Annotated in this window: 13 protein-coding genes and 1 pseudogene; 11 read left to right on the top strand and 3 right to left on the bottom strand. The window is 52.1% G+C overall.

Going from position 1 to position 16,950, the window contains the following annotated elements:
• The first annotated feature begins 32 nt into the window (after window positions 1-32).
• From NYE69_RS23020 to NYE69_RS23005, 4 genes are read left to right on the top strand one after another with little or no spacing between them, the layout of a single operon-like run.
• Window positions 33-974 carry a carbohydrate ABC transporter permease gene (locus NYE69_RS23020; RefSeq protein ID WP_328271472.1) on the top strand — a complete coding sequence of 314 codons (942 nt, stop codon included), beginning with the start codon at window positions 33-35 and terminating at the stop codon, window positions 972-974.
• Complete coding sequence (locus tag NYE69_RS23015; protein WP_328271471.1) at window positions 975-1,817, top strand: carbohydrate ABC transporter permease; 843 nt, start codon at window positions 975-977, stop codon at window positions 1,815-1,817.
• A gap of 41 nt (window positions 1,818-1,858) precedes the next feature.
• The gene (locus NYE69_RS23010; RefSeq protein WP_328271470.1) at window positions 1,859-3,205 is read left to right on the top strand and encodes an ABC transporter substrate-binding protein; all 1,347 of its coding nucleotides are present in this window, start codon (window positions 1,859-1,861) and stop codon (window positions 3,203-3,205) included.
• A gap of 37 nt (window positions 3,206-3,242) precedes the next feature.
• A complete protein-coding gene (locus NYE69_RS23005) occupies window positions 3,243-5,183 on the top strand; it encodes a glycoside hydrolase family 43 protein (RefSeq protein ID WP_340928077.1) in 1,941 nt (646 codons plus the stop codon).
• Window positions 5,184-5,586: 403 nt separating this feature from the next.
• Here NYE69_RS23005 and NYE69_RS23000 read toward each other — a convergent pair.
• Window positions 5,587-6,232, bottom strand: a pseudogene (locus NYE69_RS23000) (transcriptional regulator).
• A gap of 446 nt (window positions 6,233-6,678) precedes the next feature.
• Between NYE69_RS23000 and NYE69_RS22995 the strand changes: the two are divergent.
• The 5 genes from NYE69_RS22995 (at window position 6,679) to NYE69_RS22975 (ending at window position 11,446) form a co-directional block, all read left to right on the top strand.
• Window positions 6,679-7,320 carry a stage V sporulation protein AA gene (locus tag NYE69_RS22995; RefSeq protein ID WP_328271806.1) on the top strand — a complete coding sequence of 214 codons (642 nt, stop codon included), beginning with the start codon at window positions 6,679-6,681 and terminating at the stop codon, window positions 7,318-7,320.
• Window positions 7,320-7,742 carry a stage V sporulation protein AB gene (locus tag NYE69_RS22990; RefSeq protein WP_340928075.1) on the top strand — a complete coding sequence of 141 codons (423 nt, stop codon included), beginning with the start codon at window positions 7,320-7,322 and terminating at the stop codon, window positions 7,740-7,742. The genes NYE69_RS22995 and NYE69_RS22990 overlap by 1 nt, the downstream gene beginning before the upstream one ends.
• Before the next feature lie 32 nt (window positions 7,743-7,774).
• Window positions 7,775-9,421 carry a spore germination protein gene (locus NYE69_RS22985; RefSeq protein WP_412761714.1) on the top strand — a complete coding sequence of 549 codons (1,647 nt, stop codon included), beginning with the start codon at window positions 7,775-7,777 and terminating at the stop codon, window positions 9,419-9,421.
• Window positions 9,422-9,534: 113 nt separating this feature from the next.
• Complete coding sequence (gene lysA / locus NYE69_RS22980) at window positions 9,535-10,863, top strand: diaminopimelate decarboxylase (RefSeq protein WP_328271809.1); 1,329 nt, start codon at window positions 9,535-9,537, stop codon at window positions 10,861-10,863.
• Between the two features lie 145 nt (window positions 10,864-11,008).
• On the top strand, window positions 11,009-11,446 hold the full coding sequence (locus NYE69_RS22975; RefSeq protein WP_124332645.1) for a peptidylprolyl isomerase: 438 nt from the start codon (window positions 11,009-11,011) through the stop codon (window positions 11,444-11,446).
• 91 nt (window positions 11,447-11,537) lie between these two features.
• Here NYE69_RS22975 and tlp read toward each other — a convergent pair whose 3' ends face one another.
• Together tlp and NYE69_RS22965 are read right to left on the bottom strand one after the other, a co-directional pair.
• Window positions 11,538-11,765 carry a small acid-soluble spore protein Tlp gene (gene tlp / locus NYE69_RS22970; RefSeq protein WP_328271810.1) on the bottom strand — a complete coding sequence of 76 codons (228 nt, stop codon included), beginning with the start codon at window positions 11,763-11,765 and terminating at the stop codon, window positions 11,538-11,540.
• A gap of 72 nt (window positions 11,766-11,837) precedes the next feature.
• Window positions 11,838-12,740 carry an AraC family transcriptional regulator gene (locus NYE69_RS22965; protein WP_328271811.1) on the bottom strand — a complete coding sequence of 301 codons (903 nt, stop codon included), beginning with the start codon at window positions 12,738-12,740 and terminating at the stop codon, window positions 11,838-11,840.
• Window positions 12,741-13,033: 293 nt separating this feature from the next.
• On the opposite strand from NYE69_RS22965, the gene NYE69_RS22960 reads away from it, so the two are divergent.
• The gene (locus NYE69_RS22960) at window positions 13,034-14,266 is read left to right on the top strand and encodes a dicarboxylate/amino acid:cation symporter (protein WP_328271812.1); all 1,233 of its coding nucleotides are present in this window, start codon (window positions 13,034-13,036) and stop codon (window positions 14,264-14,266) included.
• A 21-nt stretch (window positions 14,267-14,287) separates the two neighbouring features.
• Complete coding sequence (locus tag NYE69_RS22955) at window positions 14,288-16,582, top strand: beta-L-arabinofuranosidase domain-containing protein (RefSeq protein ID WP_340928073.1); 2,295 nt, start codon at window positions 14,288-14,290, stop codon at window positions 16,580-16,582.
• The last annotated feature ends 368 nt before the right edge of the window (window positions 16,583-16,950 follow it).

Raw genomic sequence — 16,950 nt, 5'->3', positions numbered from 1 at the left:
GTCTGGATTACGATAGACGCGGAGGTGCTGTTATGGAGACAACAAGACAGGCGCAAAGCGCAGGCCCGGCCCCGGCTGCCGGTTTAACGCGGGGCAGCAGGGAAAAAGAGAGATTTCTGCCGTATCTGTTTATCGCGCCTACGCTGCTGTTGATTGCGGGAGTGATGGTTTTTCCCATCCTGCGCGTGTTTGACCTCAGCCTGCAGAGCTACGATTTCACTCGTCTGCATGAGGCCGGGTATATCGGCCTGGCTAATTTTCGCCGTATTTTCACGGAGGACGCGCTGTTTTACGAATCGCTGGGCATCACCGTCAAATGGGTGCTGCTGGAGGTGGCGCTGCAGCTGATATTTGGGCTGATCGTCGCTTTGCTGCTTCATGAGAGCTTCAAGCTGCGCGGGCTGGTGCGCTCGCTCGTGCTGATTCCGTGGGCGGTGTCCGGGGTGCTGACGACGATGCTGTGGTCGCTGATGTATAACCAGCATATCGGGGTCATCAACGATCTGCTGCGGCGGCTTGGTCTGATCCAGGAAAATATCGCCTGGCTGGCCAACACGGACACGGTATTCGGCTCCGTGATCGTGGCCGAGCTGTGGCGCGGCATTCCGTTTTTTGCGATCACGCTGCTGGCCGCACTGCAGACGATTCCCCGCGAAGTGTACGAATCCTGCGAGGTGGACGGCGCGGGCAGGTTCCGCAAGCTGCTGTATATTACGCTGCCGTATTTGAAGGAATCGATCGTATTCGCCACTTTGCTGCGGGCGATTTGGGAATTCAACTCGATCGACATGATCTTCACCATGACCGGCGGCGGACCGATGAATATGACGACAACGCTGCCGATTTACATGATGAAGACGGCGATTCTGGAAGGGAATTACGGATACGGTTCGGCGCTCGGAGCCGTCACCTTCCTGCTGCTGCTGGTGTTTGTCGTCGTTTACTTGAGACTGAACCGATCGGAGGCGGTGTAAATGAGTCGGCGATGGGGCCGTATCGGGGCCAGGCTGCTGCTGTTTTATGTCCCGCTGGCGTTAACGCTGCTGTTTGTGCTCGTCCCGTTTTTATGGGCGCTGTCGACTTCGCTGAAGCGCGAGTCCGATGTCATAAGCAGTGCGGTTTCTTACATCCCGCAACCGGTGACGCTGGAAAATTACGTAAAAGTGTGGACGCAGAACAATTTCTCCGGTTATTTTCTCAACAGTTTGCTGGTGTCGGTGGTGTCGGTTGCGGTGATCACCGTGCTGGCCCTGCTGAACGGTTATGCGCTGAGCCGCTTTAAGTTCCGGGGACGGGGGGCGTTTATGCTGATTTTGCTGGCCACGCAAATGATGCCGGTGATCCTGTTCGTCATTCCGCTGTTTCTCATTTTCAAAAATTTAGGACTGATCAACTCGCCGCTGGCACTCATCCTGTTTTACATCGTGTCGCAGGTGCCGTTCAACACGATCCTGATGCGCGGATTCATCTCCGGCACGCCGCAGGAAATCGACGAGGCAGCGATGGTCGACGGGGCCGGGCGGATGCGGATTATCTTCTCCATCATCACGCCGATCGTGCTGCCGGGGATCGTGGCGACGAGCGCGTTTGCGTTTATCGGCGTGTGGAACGAATTTTTGGTCGCTTTTTCCTTTATTACGACGCCGGAGCGCTTTACGATACCGATCGGGCTGAAATTTATGATCGGCGAATTCAGCGTCGAGTACGCCTCGCTGGCGGCGGGCAGCATCATCGGACTGATCCCGCCGATACTGCTGTTTATGTACATCCAGCGCTATTTGATCCAGGGCCTTGGCGGGGGCGCGGTTAAAGGTTAGTCCGGGCCCGGCGCCAAATCTATTTTACAGGGGGAAGAAGTATGAAAAAAACAGGTTTTCGCTCATTATTGTTGTTAACGCTTTCTCTGGTGCTGGTGCTTGCCGGCTGCGGAAGCGCGGCCAAAAGCGGGGAGGGCGGTTCCGGTGGCGGGGTGCAGGGAGAGGCCGCCGCGCCAACGAAAATCAGCTTTTGGGCCGCTGCCGTAACGCCGGAGCGCAACGCTTTTTTTGAACAAATCATCCAGGAGTTTGAGCAGCAGAATCCGGATATCCAGGTGGACTATCTCGGCGTTCCAGGGGATCTGTCCGCCTATGAGCAGAAGGTCAATGTGGCGATTTCCGCCGGACAAGCGCCCGATATTATGAACGATTTCAAGGCCGATCTGATCACCCGCGACGTGCTTGAACCGCTGGACGATTATTTTGCGGCTTGGGAAGACAAGGACTTGATTTCGCCGGAGATCATCGCGAGCAACCGGAAGCTGGATGCGAAAGAAGGAAAGCTGTACGCGCTGCCCTACAGCTCGCAAACGTGGAATTTGTGGGTGCGGCCGGACTGGTTTAAGGAAGCCGGGCTTAAGCTGCCCGAGACATGGCTGGACTTCTTTACGGCGGTGGAGAAGCTTACGGATAAGGGGAAAGGCCGTTACGGGCTTAGCATCCGCGGCGGGGCAGGCAGCGCCAACACACTGGAGATGCTGATGTATTCCTATTCGGGCATTACCGATTATTTTACCGCGGATGGCAAGCCTACGATCAATGACCCGCTGCATGTGGAATTCGTCGAAAAATATTTGGGCGCCTATAACGTGTTCACCCCGGAAGACGACTTGAACAAGGGGTGGAGCGAACTGGCGGCCACGTTCCAGTCGGACAAAGCGGCGATCGTCGTGCACAACCTTGGCTCGGCCAGTTCGCATGAAAAGGCGTTTGGCGGCGACCGTAATAAATTCGCGGCGGTTCCTTTTCCAGCCAGTGTAAAAGGGTATAGGGAGCATCCGGGCCTTGCGCCGCTGGGGCTGACAATGTCGAAATCGGCGCAGCACAAAGACGCGGTGTGGAAATTTATGACCTTCTACCTGTCGCATGACATCAACAGCCGCTACTCTAAGCTATATGGGGAAATTCCCGCCAACAAGGAGGCGGCGCAGGATGCCTGGGTGCAGGAGATTCCGTACATGAAATCGGCTTCCGAACTGCTGAACTCTCCGGACACGAAGTTCGCCGACACGCCTTATTATTTGCCGGGATACAGCAATGTGCAAAAAGCGGTAGAGCCGTTGATTCAAAAGACGATGGCCAAACGGATGAGCGCCCGGGAACTGCTTGACGAGTGGGCGGACCTGCTGGCTAGAGAAAAAGCGAGCTACGACCAATCCGCCAATTAAAAGGGCGGAGGTCATCATGCGATTGGAGGAACATGTAATGCGGATCAATGAGATCGGGCGGCGGGGGTGGGCTCCCGACCTGGGGGACGGGACGTACCGGAATCCGATTATTTTCGCGGATTATTCCGACCCTGATATCATCGCGGTTCATGATGAATTTTATATGGTCTCGTCGAGCTTCAATCATATGCCCGGCTTGCCGCTGCTGCATTCCCGCGATCTGGTCAATTGGACGATCATTAATCATGTGGTCCCGAGTTTCGATTGGCCCGGATACGACCGCGTGCAGCACGGGAAAGGCATTTGGGCGCCGAGCCTGCGTTATCATGACGGGAAGTTTTGGGTGTTCTTCAGCACGCCGGACGAGGGGATATTTATGTGCCAAGCTGCCGATCCGTTTGGGATGTGGACCGCGCCCCATCTCGTGCGCGCGGCCAAAGGCTGGATCGACCCTTGTCCGTTCTGGGATGAGGACGGCCAGGCCTACCTGGTGCATGCCTTCGCCTTCAGCCGCTCCGGCCGCAAGCATTTGCTGCAGCTTTTCCGCATGGCGCCGGACGGCACCCGGCTGCTGGATGAAGGGCGGATCATTATCGACGGCACGGCTCGTCATCCGACGCTGGAAGGCCCGAAAATGTATAAACGGGGCGGGTATTACTATATTTTTGCCCCGGCGGGCGGTGTGGAGAACGGCTGGCAGAGCGTGTTCAGAGCGAGGTCGATTGACGGGCCTTACGAGGACAAAATCGTGCTGCATCAAGGAAAGACGGATGTCAACGGCCCGCATCAGGGCGGTTACGTCGAGCTTGAATCGGGCGAGTCATGGTTCGTTCATTTTCAGGACAAGGGCGCTTACGGGCGGATCGTTCATCTGCAGCCGATGCGGTGGGTCGACGATTGGCCTGTGATGGGCCGGGTTTCACCCTTGGGCGGCGAACCGGACAAGAATGGCGGAGCAGGTGAGCGAGAGCTAGGTGAGTGTGGGTCAGGTGGGTGTGAGTTAGATGAAGGGGCGTCAGTTAATGGAGAACTTAGTGCTGGAGAACTTAGTGCTGGAGAACTTGATGCTGGAGAACTCGGTGTAGGTGAAGTAGGTGAGGGAGAGCCAGGTGAGTGTGGATTAGACGAGTGTGCGCCCGGTGAGTGCAGGTCAGGTGCGAGCGAACTAGGTGAAAATAAGTTGCACGAGAGTGGTCCCGGGGAGCCGGTGGATCGTTGGAGCAAACCGAAGACGCGGGCGGTGTTGTCCGGCAGCGTAAATCCGGATATTCCGCAGACCTCGGATGATTTTCGTGCGGCAACACTGGGTTTGCAGTGGCAGTGGCAGGCCAATCCGCGAGCGGAGTGGTACGAGCTGCGGCCGGAGGCGGGATGCCTCCGCCTTTACGCGCTGCCGCTGCCGGACGAGTGCGAACGCCTATACGATGCGCCGCCGCTGCTGCTGCAAAAGTTCCCGGCGCCCTCTTTCAGCGCGACAACGCAGCTGACGCTGGAGCATCTTGCCCCGGCGGGCCGGGCGGGGCTTGTCGTGTTCGGCCGGCGGGCGATGGCGCTGCTGGTTAGACCGCTTGAGGACGGGCGATTCCTGCTCGAGCAGGTCGCTTCGGAAAGCGGGCGGCCGGACGATGCGATCGTCGCGGGCGTGGCGGTGGATACCGCCGGGATTGTACTGCAAGCTGTCGTGCAAGAGCCGGGGAACTGCCGGTTCAGGTATAGTCTGGACGGCGGCTGCCGGTTTATGGACATCGGCGAATCGTTTATCGCGGAAAAAGGCGCATGGGTCGGAGCGAAGGTGGGCATCTGCGCGTTTGAGGCAACTCAGGCTGGCCGGTCGAGCTTGGCGTCCCAGGCTAGCTGGCCGAGCCAGGCCTCCCGGGAGGGCCGGCCGGCGGCGCCGTCGAGAACCGCTTGCTCAGGCTTAAGCTCAAGTTCAACGCCTTGCGCCGATTTCAAAGGCTTCGATATCCGGGTAATTTGAAGCAGCGGCGAGAAGGAGGCCCAAAAGTGTCGATTTCTGATTGCATCGGTATTAGGGCGCCTAATTCGATCACACCAGGTCGATTCGTATTTAATGAATTTCTAACGGTTGCCATCGCCGTTAAATCGTTGATTTTGCTCGTTTAAAAAATCTAACGGATGCCACCGGCGTTATTTGAGCTATTTTCGTCCGTTAAGGGTGATTATGGGGCAAATAGCGTCGATTACATCCGTTAGAAATTCGGATGCCTCATTTTTGCGGGAATAGCGCTTGTGGCAACCGTTAGAGCATTGAAGCACGAGCAGATTACAGCAAGAACATCGCAGAGGAGCATCACAGCAAGGCCATTACAGCAAGAGCATTACAGCAAGAGCGTCACGCAAGAGTATTACAGCAAGAACTTTTAAAGTACGTTCCTGAGCCGATATGTGCGGTATCGCTGCTTTCTGCTGGCGACCATCAGCAGTTTCTTATTTACTAGTGAACGGAGGACAATCCTCGTGCGGTTTTCCGACAGGTGCAAATGTGCGCCAGTTCGCGAGTTTCAAATGCGCACAGCAATCTGCGTCCGAACCGCAATGTTTCCGCTTCCGCCCAGCTTAGTTCGGAGGGGGTTCCATAGACAAAAATTTTCCGGCAAAAGAAAGGACCAGTTGCTTGCACATTCCGGGATCATCACGTATGGACAAGTAAGTGATAGGCAGGAAATACCAATCGTCAAGAACGAGCAAAGCTTGTTTCATACATAAATCTTTAAATCGGGAGACCTCTACGTCCCGGGCATGGGAGCGATAACCGTGGATTTCAATACATCCTTTAGCGCCGCCGGGCATATAGGCTAGATCGAGATAGCGGTAGCCGTTGTTAAAGTCCCGCACCTCATATTCGGGATATAAATGATCAAGGCTTCCAATGGCCGGGAACCAGATACTGCGCAAAAAATCAACCGTTCCATGGCCTAATCCACTCTGCAGCAATTCCCGTCTTCTTGGACTTTTCTCATCGGCAATTTGCTTTCCTAGCCAATCATGATAGACCTCTTCAAACAAACAACTGCACCACCTAACTTATGGAATAACAAAAAGCCGCTCTGACAGACAACCCAAACAGAGTTGTATGGTCAGAGCGGCATGTGCTTCACACCGTTTTTTTCAAAGTATCATATTTTGAGCAGTTCATCAAGCAGGTCGAAGTTTGGGTTAAGTTTATGTGTGAATTTTATTTCTGCAGCGGCGGAAGCGCTGAGCAAAATGGCACAGCAGTTGAAGGATCTGATCGGTAAGTTTAAACCGTAAAAAGAATATGGACCGAATCGGGGTACGGCGGGTTTTCCCGTATCCGGTTCCGGATTAATACAGGACCATCCCTCCCGGGTGGTCCTGTTAATTTAAAGCGACGGTCCGGTACGGTCCACGGCTCAGCACTCCCGCCTAAGAGTAAACCGCCCCCTCCCTTGGCATACTATGGGCATACGTTAGTGAAGGGGTGAAACGGTTTGGAGAAGGATGCCGCTTCGGCCGTCTATTTGCGTCTTCGCAAGCAGGCGGGCCTGCCTGCCGGAGTTCCGATCCGGCTGGGGGATGTGGCCAGCGTACTGGCGGATTCCGGGCTTGAACGGAGGCTGCTGGAGCTGGTGCTGATCCGTCCGGAGCAACGTGACGGAAATCTGATCGTGATCGACATGATGCTGGTGATCTCCGTGATCCGGGAGCGTTTCCCCGGTCTGCGCGTCGAATTTATCGGCGAACCCCAGGTGCTTGTCGAGATGGTCAAAAAGGAGAAAAAACCTTCGCTGATCTTGTTTTGTTTCGTATGGCTGCTGCTGTTTTTCGGAGCCGCGCTGACGATTATGAACTTTCATGCGGATGTGAGCATGCCGAAGGTGCAGGTGCGGATCGTGGAAATGCTCACCGGCGAGCGGGACGAGCATCCTTACCTGTTTCAGGCTGCTTATTCCGTCGGCATCGGCTTAGGGATGATCGTCTTTTTCAATCACTTGTTCAAGAAAAAATGGAACGAAGAGCCTACCCCGCTGGAAGTGGAAATGTTTTTGTATCAAGAAAATTTGAATCAATACGTCATCGCCGAGGAATACAAAAAAATGCATCAAACCGGCGCGCCGAAGGAGAAGTCCTGATGACCCTCTTAACCGCGGGATTTGCCGCTTTTATCGGCCTCTCGGGAGGCATTGCCGTCGGGGCGGGCATGATCGTGTTTTTTATTGTGCTGGACATCATTCCCAGACTGGCTCAGCTCACGAACTCTTACGGTAAAGTTCATTGGTATGAAGGCGCGATGGTGAGCGGCGCTTTTTTGGGAACGGTCGCCGATTTCTGGAATTGGAAGATGGCCGGTTCCTGGACGGCCGAAGGGCTCGTCGGCCTGCTGAACGGGATCTTCGTCGGCCTGCTGGCGGCGGCCTTGACCGAGGTGCTCAATGTGCTGCCGATTTTGGCCAAACGCTTGCATATGCAGCGTTACTTATTCGGACTTATGCTGGCCATGGTGTTCGGCAAGATGGCGGGCTCTTTATTTGAATGGTTCGTTTACGGACCTTAACTTTGATAGCAAGGAGGTTGACCGGTGCAATGATGGAAAATGAACAAAACGGACCGAGGCAAGATGATGCGGACCATCCGCAGGTGATTCCGGATTTCGTTCCCGGTGAAGAGGAGAATGTGCTCGTCAGCGATCACTACCCGGAGAGCAGAACGGAATATCGGAAAAAGGAAATGGAACGGTCCGATAACGTCAAGGAATCGATTATATACTGGCAGAAAAGCGACAACATCAGCAGAAGCTTGTCCACGACGAAACATACGCTGAAGGAAGTCGTCGGCCTGGGAGAAAGCTTTGACATCGTAATCCGGGACATGACTTTTGGCGGCAAAAGCACGTCTTTGTTTTTTATCAACGGTTTTGCCCGGACTGAAGTAATGCAGCAAATCCTCAAGCGCTTGACTTACCTGACTGCGGAAGATCTCACGGAGGGTGCGCTGCGTTCATTTTTCGAGCTGTATATCCCCCATATTCAGGTGGAGAAGACGGACAAATTAAGCGATGCGGTAAACAAAGCGCTGACCGGCATGAGCGTGTTGTTCATCGATGGGGAACAATACGCCGTGCTGATGGATACGCGCAGTTATCCGATCCGCAGCCCGGAGGAGCCGTCGCTGGAACGGGTCGTTCGCGGCGCCCGCGACGGATTCACCGAAACGCTTGTCACTAACATTACGCTGGTACGCCGCAGACTTCGCGACCCCGGGCTCAAGTTCGAAGTGATGAGCGTCGGGCGCCGTACGCGTACCGACGTTTGTATCGCCTATGTGGACGATATCGTCGATAAAACGCAGGTGGATTCGATACGCGAAAAAATCAAAGCGGTTAATATCGACGGTATCCCGCTGGCCGACAAGCAGCTGGAGGAGGCCATCGTGCACCGGGGCTGGAATCCGTACCCGTTGGTGCGCTATTCGGAACGCCCCGATGTGGTCGCTTCCCATTTGATGGAGGGACGGGTCGTCGTGTTTGTGGACACTTCACCCAGCGTTATGATTTTGCCCACGACCTTTTTCGATTTGTGCCAGCACGCGGAGGAAAACCGGCAAACGCCGTTTATGGGCACTTATTTGCGTTGGGTGCGCTTTTTCGGTATCCTGGCATCCTTGTTTCTGCTGCCGCTTTGGCTTCTGATCGTCGTTCATCCCGAATACAAACCGGCGCTGCTCGCTTTTCTCGGACCGGAGAAAACCGCGAAAATCCCTTTGATCGCCCAGTTTCTGATCGTGGAATTCGGCGTCGATTTAATGCGGATGGCCGCGGTCCACACGCCGACCCCGCTGGCCTCCGCCATGGGTCTGATCGCGGCCATCCTGATCGGGGACATCGCCGTACAGACCGGCTTTTTCGTCAATGAGGTCGTATTGTACATGGCCGTGGCGGCGATCGGGATGTTTGCGACGCCGAGTTATGAGCTGGGCTTGGCCAACCGGATCATCCGGCTTGCTCTTTTGCTGGCGGTGGCGGCATTCGGGGCCCCTGGATTCATTGTCGGGGTAACTGCGTTTATCGTGCTGCTGACGATGCGGCGCTCGTACAACGCTTCATATTTGTGGCCATTTATACCATTTAATGCAAAGGCCATGGCGGCCGTATTGATCCGCGTTCCGGTCATGACCTCCAAACAAAGACCGTCGTTTAACAGAACGCGGGACAGTACGAGAATGCCTAAAAAATAAGGGTTATTGGCTTGTCTTGCACAAAACACAAATGTTATTCGAAAAAATCCATTTTTCAGCGCACCGGTTGTTTGCTATACTGGTGTAAAATTGAAAGTGGAGGACTGCATAGAATGTATTTACACGGTACCAGCAAAATCAACGCAAAAGGCCATCTCGAGATCGGCGGTTGCGACACGGTTGAGCTGAAACAACAATTCGGCACGCCGCTATATATCGTAGATGAAGCACTCGTTCGGCAAAGATGCCGTGAATATATGGATGCTTTCCGGGCATCGGGGCTGTCCTTTCAGGTAGCTTACGCCAGCAAAGCATTCTGTGTCATGGCGATGTGCCGGCTGGCCGAAGAGGAGGGATTGTCGCTTGACGTCGTCTCCGAAGGCGAATTGTTTACGGCTTTGCAAGCAGGCTTTCCCGCGCAGCGCATCCATTTTCATGGCAACAACAAGACGCTGGATGAACTGGAAATGGCCATGTCGGCAGGCATCGGCTGTTTTGTGGCGGACAATTTTACCGAGCTCCACATGCTGCAGGCGCTCGCCGCGGAGAAAGGCATCAAGGTCAACGTGCTGTTGCGCGTGACGCCGGGCGTTGAAGCTCATACGCATGAATATATCTCCACCGGGCAGACGGATTCCAAATTCGGTTTCGACATCGGTAACGGCTCCGCGTTTGAAGCGGTTGAATTGGCTTCCCTGAGCCTCAATCTGAATCTGCTTGGGGTTCATTCCCATATCGGATCGCAAATTTTCGAAACGGAGGGCTTCCAGCTTGCCGTGGAGCGCGTTGCCGCGTTTGCGATGCAGGTGAAAGAGCAGCTGAACGTCGTATTTAAGGTGGTTAACTTGGGCGGCGGGTTCGGCATCCGTTATACGGAAGAAGATACTCCGCTAAAAGTGGCGGACTACGTCCGTGCGATCACCGATGCGGTGAAGCAGCATTTTTCGAGCTATCCCGAGCTTCCGGAAATTTGGGTGGAACCGGGCCGGAGCATCGTCGGCGACGCCGGCACCACGCTGTACACAGTGGGAACGAGCAAGGACATCCCCGGCGTGCGCAAATATGTGGCGGTCGACGGCGGGATGACGGACAACCCGCGTCCGGCGCTGTACGACTCCAAATACGAAGCCATGCTGGCTAACCGCGCTTATGACGAGAACGAGGAGACCGTATCGATCGCCGGCAAATGCTGCGAAAGCGGCGATATGCTGATCTGGGACGTGGAGCTGCCGAAAGTGAATAGCGGCGACCTGCTTGCCGTCGCTTGCACGGGGGCGTACAACTACGCCATGGCCAGCAACTACAACCGGATTCGCCGCCCGGCGGTCGTGTTCGTCCAAGACGGGCACAGCGATTTGGTCGTGAAGCGGGAATCGCTGCAGGATCTGGTCGCGTGCGACGTGATTCCGGAGCGGATTTCGAAGCAACCTTCGCTGAAATAATCGGATCTTTTATAAGAGGCGGAACCGGTTGCGTCTTTCCACCAGCGAAAGCGGACCGGTTCCGCTGTTTTGCGTGCCGGGCTTTTTTCTAGTAAACTGAAAGAGGTTTGTCTAAAGACCTTAAAGAAGAAGGGTGTGTAACGATATGAAAAAAGGCAAAATCGTCTTGGAAAAAGGCGGGGAGGTAGAAATTCAATTTTTGCCGGAAGAAGCTCCGGGCACGGTAGCCAACTTCGAGAAGCTGGCCAACTCCGGTTTTTATAACGGACTAACGTTCCATCGCGTGATTCCGGGCTTTGTGGCGCAAGGCGGCTGTCCAATCGGCAACGGCACCGGCGGGCCTGGCTACACGATCAAATGCGAAACGGCTACCAATACGACGAAGCACGAACGCGGCGTTTTGTCGATGGCCCATGCCGGCAAAGACACGGGCGGCAGCCAATTCTTCATCGTGTATGAGCCGCAGCCGCATTTGAACGGGGTTCACACGGTATTTGGCAAAGTTACTTCGGGGATGGAACTCGTGGATGAAATCCGCCCTGGCGACAAGATGAAGGAAGTTAGCGTTTGGGACGAAGCCTAATCGAAAAGCATAGCGAAGGGGTGCCCGCATGGCCAAACAGGCTTGGCCGCGGAGCACCCCTTTTTTGGTTTGAGTTTTTTGAACAACCTCTTTAGGATCTTCTCTGATGCGCAGCCTCATCCTTCACTTCTTCGCGCATGCCTTCGATGGCGTTCAGGCGTCTTTCGTTTTTCTCCTCGATGTGCTGCTTCTCTCCGCCGGAGATTTCGTCGGCATGCTCGCTTAGGTAATCCTGTCCTTCACGGAAGTTTTCGATCGTATCTTGAATGCTATCCTGCAGTTTCTCCACGTTATCGGAACGGTCATCTGGTTTGGCCACGTTAAACTCCTCCTGAACTGTAATGATTTTCGTTGGGGATTTCGTGGTTAAGGTTGCCTTTTTCAGCGCGATTTATTCACTTTTGGCGGGCGTGGTGATGATTTTTCGATATTCCAATGGGGTCATGCCGATTGATTTTTTGAATTGCTTGCAAAAATAGGACGTATCGGAGAAACCAACGGAAGCCGCAATCCAGTTTACCGTTTTATCCTGGTCCGCGAGCAGTTGCTTGGCTTTGTTCAGACGGATCGACAACAACAATTGCAGCGGACTCATACCGTATTTATGTTTTACGCAGCGAATAATATGGGCGGGATGGAAGGCGTATTGCTCGGCGAGCTCGTTCAAAGTAAAACTTTGCTCATAGTTTAAAGTAAACAGATCGTAAATCTCCGCCGCAACGTCTTTTTCAACGGTACGTTCATTAGAGTCGCAAAAAATGGTCAATATTTTAAGAAACAGCTGTTGATATTGAATTTGCGAAATGGTGGAAGGGTAAAACAGCTTTTCATTGTGATATTTATCGATTTTGACTTGCGAGATATCGTCCATGTGGCTTTTTAGGACGTCGTGTAGGCTCTTATCGATCATTCCGTACTGCGGCAGTGAAATGTAAAAAGTATCTTTTTTATAATACTTGTGTTTGTTCATTTTGGCGGATACATAGGAAATGGGACTTTCCGAATAAGAGTAACTGCCCGTTGTGGAGAAATGAATCCAGGAAAAGGCAGTGTCGGTCGTGCACGGTTTGTATCCCTTATGCAGATTGTCCGGCGGCAAAATTAAAAATTGCCCAGACTCCACGATATATTTCCGTCCGTTTTCCTCCAGATAAAGCGCTCCGCTAAATACAAAGATCAAGTCAAAGGTATTGTTAAGAATACGCCGTTCATGAATGTCGCCTTTCCGAAAAAGTGAAATGCCCCCAACAATCAGATGGGGCAGTGGAGGACAACTGAAATTGATATATAACATTCCGAATTCCTCCAATGTTCATTTTGTTTTATTTAAGATATCACTTTAAATGGGGAGAAATCAATGACAAGAGTTGGAGACCGGATTCGGCGAAGGTGCTGAAGTTTATGAAATGCTAATAATGTTATATTTTAAAAGTTAATAATGAACTATTCTTTGCTAATTTTAATTATTTTAAAAACCCGTCCCTGCTTCCATACTTAGGTTATAAACTTTTTCATTCCGTCGACGGTGAAGCAGTTTTGTAAGCGTTATTATCCAAGGCAAACAACATCATGAATGAGGTGAGAGCAATGCTGGGTGTTTTAAAAAATTATAAATTTTCGATTATTTTGCTGGCCGGCGTGTTGGTCGGCGGGATTGCCGGTACGATTCTTGGCGAACGCTCATCCGTATTGCAGCCCTTTGCGGATGTTTTTCTGAATCTGGTGTTCTGCATTATCGTTCCGCTGGTTTTTGTGTCGATTGCCAGTTCGATCGCCAGTATGACGAATTTGAAAAAGCTAGGAAAAATTCTTGGCATCTTTTTTATGGTGATTGTGGTTACGGGCTTGATTACTGCCGTACTGGCGCTGATCAGCGGACTCATTTTTAATCCGGCACTGAACTCGCACGTAACTTTCGGGGAGGCGGTGCAAACCGACAACAGCTCTTTGGATCTTGTGAGATTGTTTACGGTTTCCGATTTTGTCGAGCTATTGTCTTTAAAAAATATGATGGCCTTAATCGTGTTTGCCATCTTGTTCGGGATATCCGTAAGCTCGATCGGGGAGATTGGAGAGCCTGTGGTCAGGCTGTTGAACAGCTTGTCCGCCGTGTTGAACAAAATCGTATCGATCATCATGTATTACGCACCTGTCGGCATTGCTTGTTATTTCGCTACATTAATCGGAAAAGTCGGCAACCAGGTGGTATGGTCCGTGGCCCGGGCTTCCATCATTTACTCCGTCTTCTGTATCTTGTTTTTCATCTTATTTTCGGTTCTAGCCTCATATTACGGCGGGGGGCCCACCGGGCTTAAGCGGTTCTGGAAAAATATATGGCTGCCGCTGACGACCGCCATGGGAACCTGCAGCAGTACGGCTTGCATCCCGGTCAACCGGCTGGCTGCCAAAGATATGGGCATCCCCGATGAAATCAGCGATATCATTATTCCGCTTGGGGCCAGCGTGCATAAAAACGGGGTTGTCAGCGTTCAAATGATTAAAATCGTGTTTTTGTTCGGAATTTTAAACATAACGATGGGGCCGGCGGATATGGTTACGGCGATTCTCGTGGCTTTGATCAGCGGAATTATCGTTGGCACGATCCCGAGCGGAGGATTCATTGGCGAGATGTTCATCTGTACTGCTTTTGGCTTTCCCATGGAAGCGGTTCCGATTCTGGTGATTATGGGCACGATTACGGATCCGTTCTGCACGATGGTGAACGTGACAGGGGACACGGCTATAAGCATGGTCATTGCGCGGATTATCGAAGGGAAGAACTGGGTGAAAAACAAAATCGGCAACTTAACACAAGCTTGAGATTAGAGAGGATGTACGCATATGGATAGGGAAGAGGTCAAAAAACACCGCCAGGAGATCGTGAAACTGGACTGCGATAGCATTTATATAGGTAATTTGTATACGGTGGATACCGATCTGGAGCTGCCTTCCACAGGCAAGCATGGCTCATCCATTACCTGGGAATCGAAAGAAATTCTTTTTTTAAGTCATACTGGCAAGGTCACCAGACCAACTCATGGCGTTGGAAATCGAATCGTTCCTCTGGTAGCCACGGTTACCTTTGAAGGGGAATCCCTACAGAGAACCTTTGATGTCACCGTGCTGGAAGAAGAGTATAAAGCCGAAATCGTTGAGGTCTATCCAGTAGAGGTCCAAACGATAGCAGGAATCAAGCCGGAATTGCCGACCGTCGTTGTCGTCCGAAACGATACCGGAAGCCGGACGGTAAGCCATGTCTCCTGGGAGCCGATCGAAAGGGAAAGGTATCAACAAACGGGTGTCTTTACGATCCAAGGCAAGCTGGAGGAAACCGGATGGAAGGCTGAAGCAAAAGTGACAGTGAAAACTGAGGCGGATGAAGTGATTCCGCACACCCCCAAAGTATATGCTTTTGGCGGTCAAAGCGTACGGCTTGAGGCGGATACGGAGTTTGCAGCGGCGATGAACCGTTCACTGGAGTATCTGTTATCCGTGGATGACGATCAGATGCTGTATAATTTTAGGGCGGCCGCCCATTTGGATGTCAAAGGCGCCAAACCGATGACGGGCTGGGACGCTCCGGAGTGCAACCTAAAGGGGCATACGACAGGGCATTATCTATCCGCTTTAGCGCTTGCCTATAGTGCTACAGGGGGAAATCCGGCCATCAAAGACAAAATGGACTATATGATTGCCGAGTTGGGCCGATGCCAAAACGTCATGTCGGAGCTGCCCGGCTATCATCAGGGTTTTCTAAGCGCTTACTCGGAAGATCAGTTTAATCTGTTGGAAGAGTATTCCACCTATCCGACGATTTGGGCACCTTATTATACCTTGCATAAAATTATGGCCGGACTGCTGGACTGCTACACCCTGGCCGGGAATAAACACGCCCTGGTGGTGTGCGTTCGCTTAGGCGATTGGGTATATCGGCGATTGAGCCAGCTCTCCAAGGAACAACGCCAGAAAATGTGGTCACTTTATATCGCCGGAGAATTCGGCGGCATGAACGAGGTTTTGACGAACCTGTACCTGATCACGCAGAACCGGAACTATTTGGCAGCCGCAAAATATTTTGATAATGAGAAATTATTATTCCCGATGAAGGAAAATATCGATACCCTCGGCGATATGCACGCCAATCAGCATATTCCGCAAATCATCGGCGCTTTGAAACTATTTGAGGCGGAAGGCGAGAAAGCCTATTATGAGGCGGCCAAAAACTTTTGGCGTATGGTTACGGAGGATCACGCTTATCAAATCGGCGGTGTCGGCGAAACGGAAATGTTCAAAGAGCCCGGCAAGATTGCCGCTTATTTGACCGATAAAACCGCAGAGACCTGCGCCAGCTACAATATGTTAAAGCTGACCAAAGAATTATTTTGTTTTGAGCCTAAAAAGGAATACATGGACTATTATGAGAGAACGCTTTACAATCATATTTTGGCTACGGAAAACAGCAAAAAGGCGGAAGGGGGAAGCACCTATTTCCTGCCTTTAGCCCCGGGTTCTTGCAAGAAATTCGATACCCATGAAAATACATGCTGCCATGGCACCGGTTTGGAAAACCATTTTAAATATCAGGAAAGCATTTATTTCCATGATCAGGATAACTTGTTCGTCAATCTGTATATACCGTCCACTTTGTCGTGGAAAGAGAAGGGGATTACCGTATCCCAAAAAAGAAATAGAGGAGAGTTTGCCGAGACCGTGCAGTTTTTTGTTGACGGCGGGAAGGTGTTAAACATCCGCTTTAGGATTCCCGAGTGGGCGGCGGAGCGCTCCATTACGGTAAAGATGAACGATGAAATTGTAGCGGCCCCGCGCCAAGAGGACGGATATATTCAAATCCAAAAAGTCTGGGAACACGATAAAGTCGAACTGATTTTTCCGTATACTTTAAGATTGGTAAGCGCTCCGGATGATGCTCGCATAAAAAGCGTTTTGTTCGGGCCTTATGTTCTGGCGGCAATCCATGAGGGGGCTGATTTCATTACTTGGCCGTACAGTGAAGAACAATTCATAGGTCGGATGAAAAAATTGGAGGGGGAAATGAGTTTCACCCTGGGCGATATGCGGTTTGTTCCGTTGTATCAAATCCAAGACCAGCGGTATCATGCTTATTTTAAGTTTTGAAGATCAAAAGGCCAGTTTTGTGATAAACTGGTCTTTTTTGCATGAGTTGGTTGCAGATCAACATCCGGTGGCCGGACACTTTGCACGATTATCCCATTTGCTCAGGAGGCAAAGAAGAAGACAAATTCAGAAGAAGGGGATATAATTGGGCAAGGTAGATATATTTGGAGTAGGGGATATGTCTGAGATAGGTGGGCATGTTTTCTTCCGCTCCGGGTAGGCTCAGCCGACGGCATCCGGTGTACTCGTTTAGGTACTTGATGCAAGTGCTTCAGTCCCAAAGCTACATACGTACCCTTCAGCGATTCCCATGCCTAGTACTCTACTCAAGCCGGAAATCTCGCTTGAACCGCCTCATTTTTTCCCTC

The organism is Paenibacillus sp. FSL R5-0527 (assembly GCF_038008055.1).
Taxonomy (GTDB): domain Bacteria; phylum Bacillota; class Bacilli; order Paenibacillales; family Paenibacillaceae; genus Fontibacillus; species Fontibacillus macerans.
This window is presented reverse-complemented; position numbering and strand designations above follow the sequence as displayed.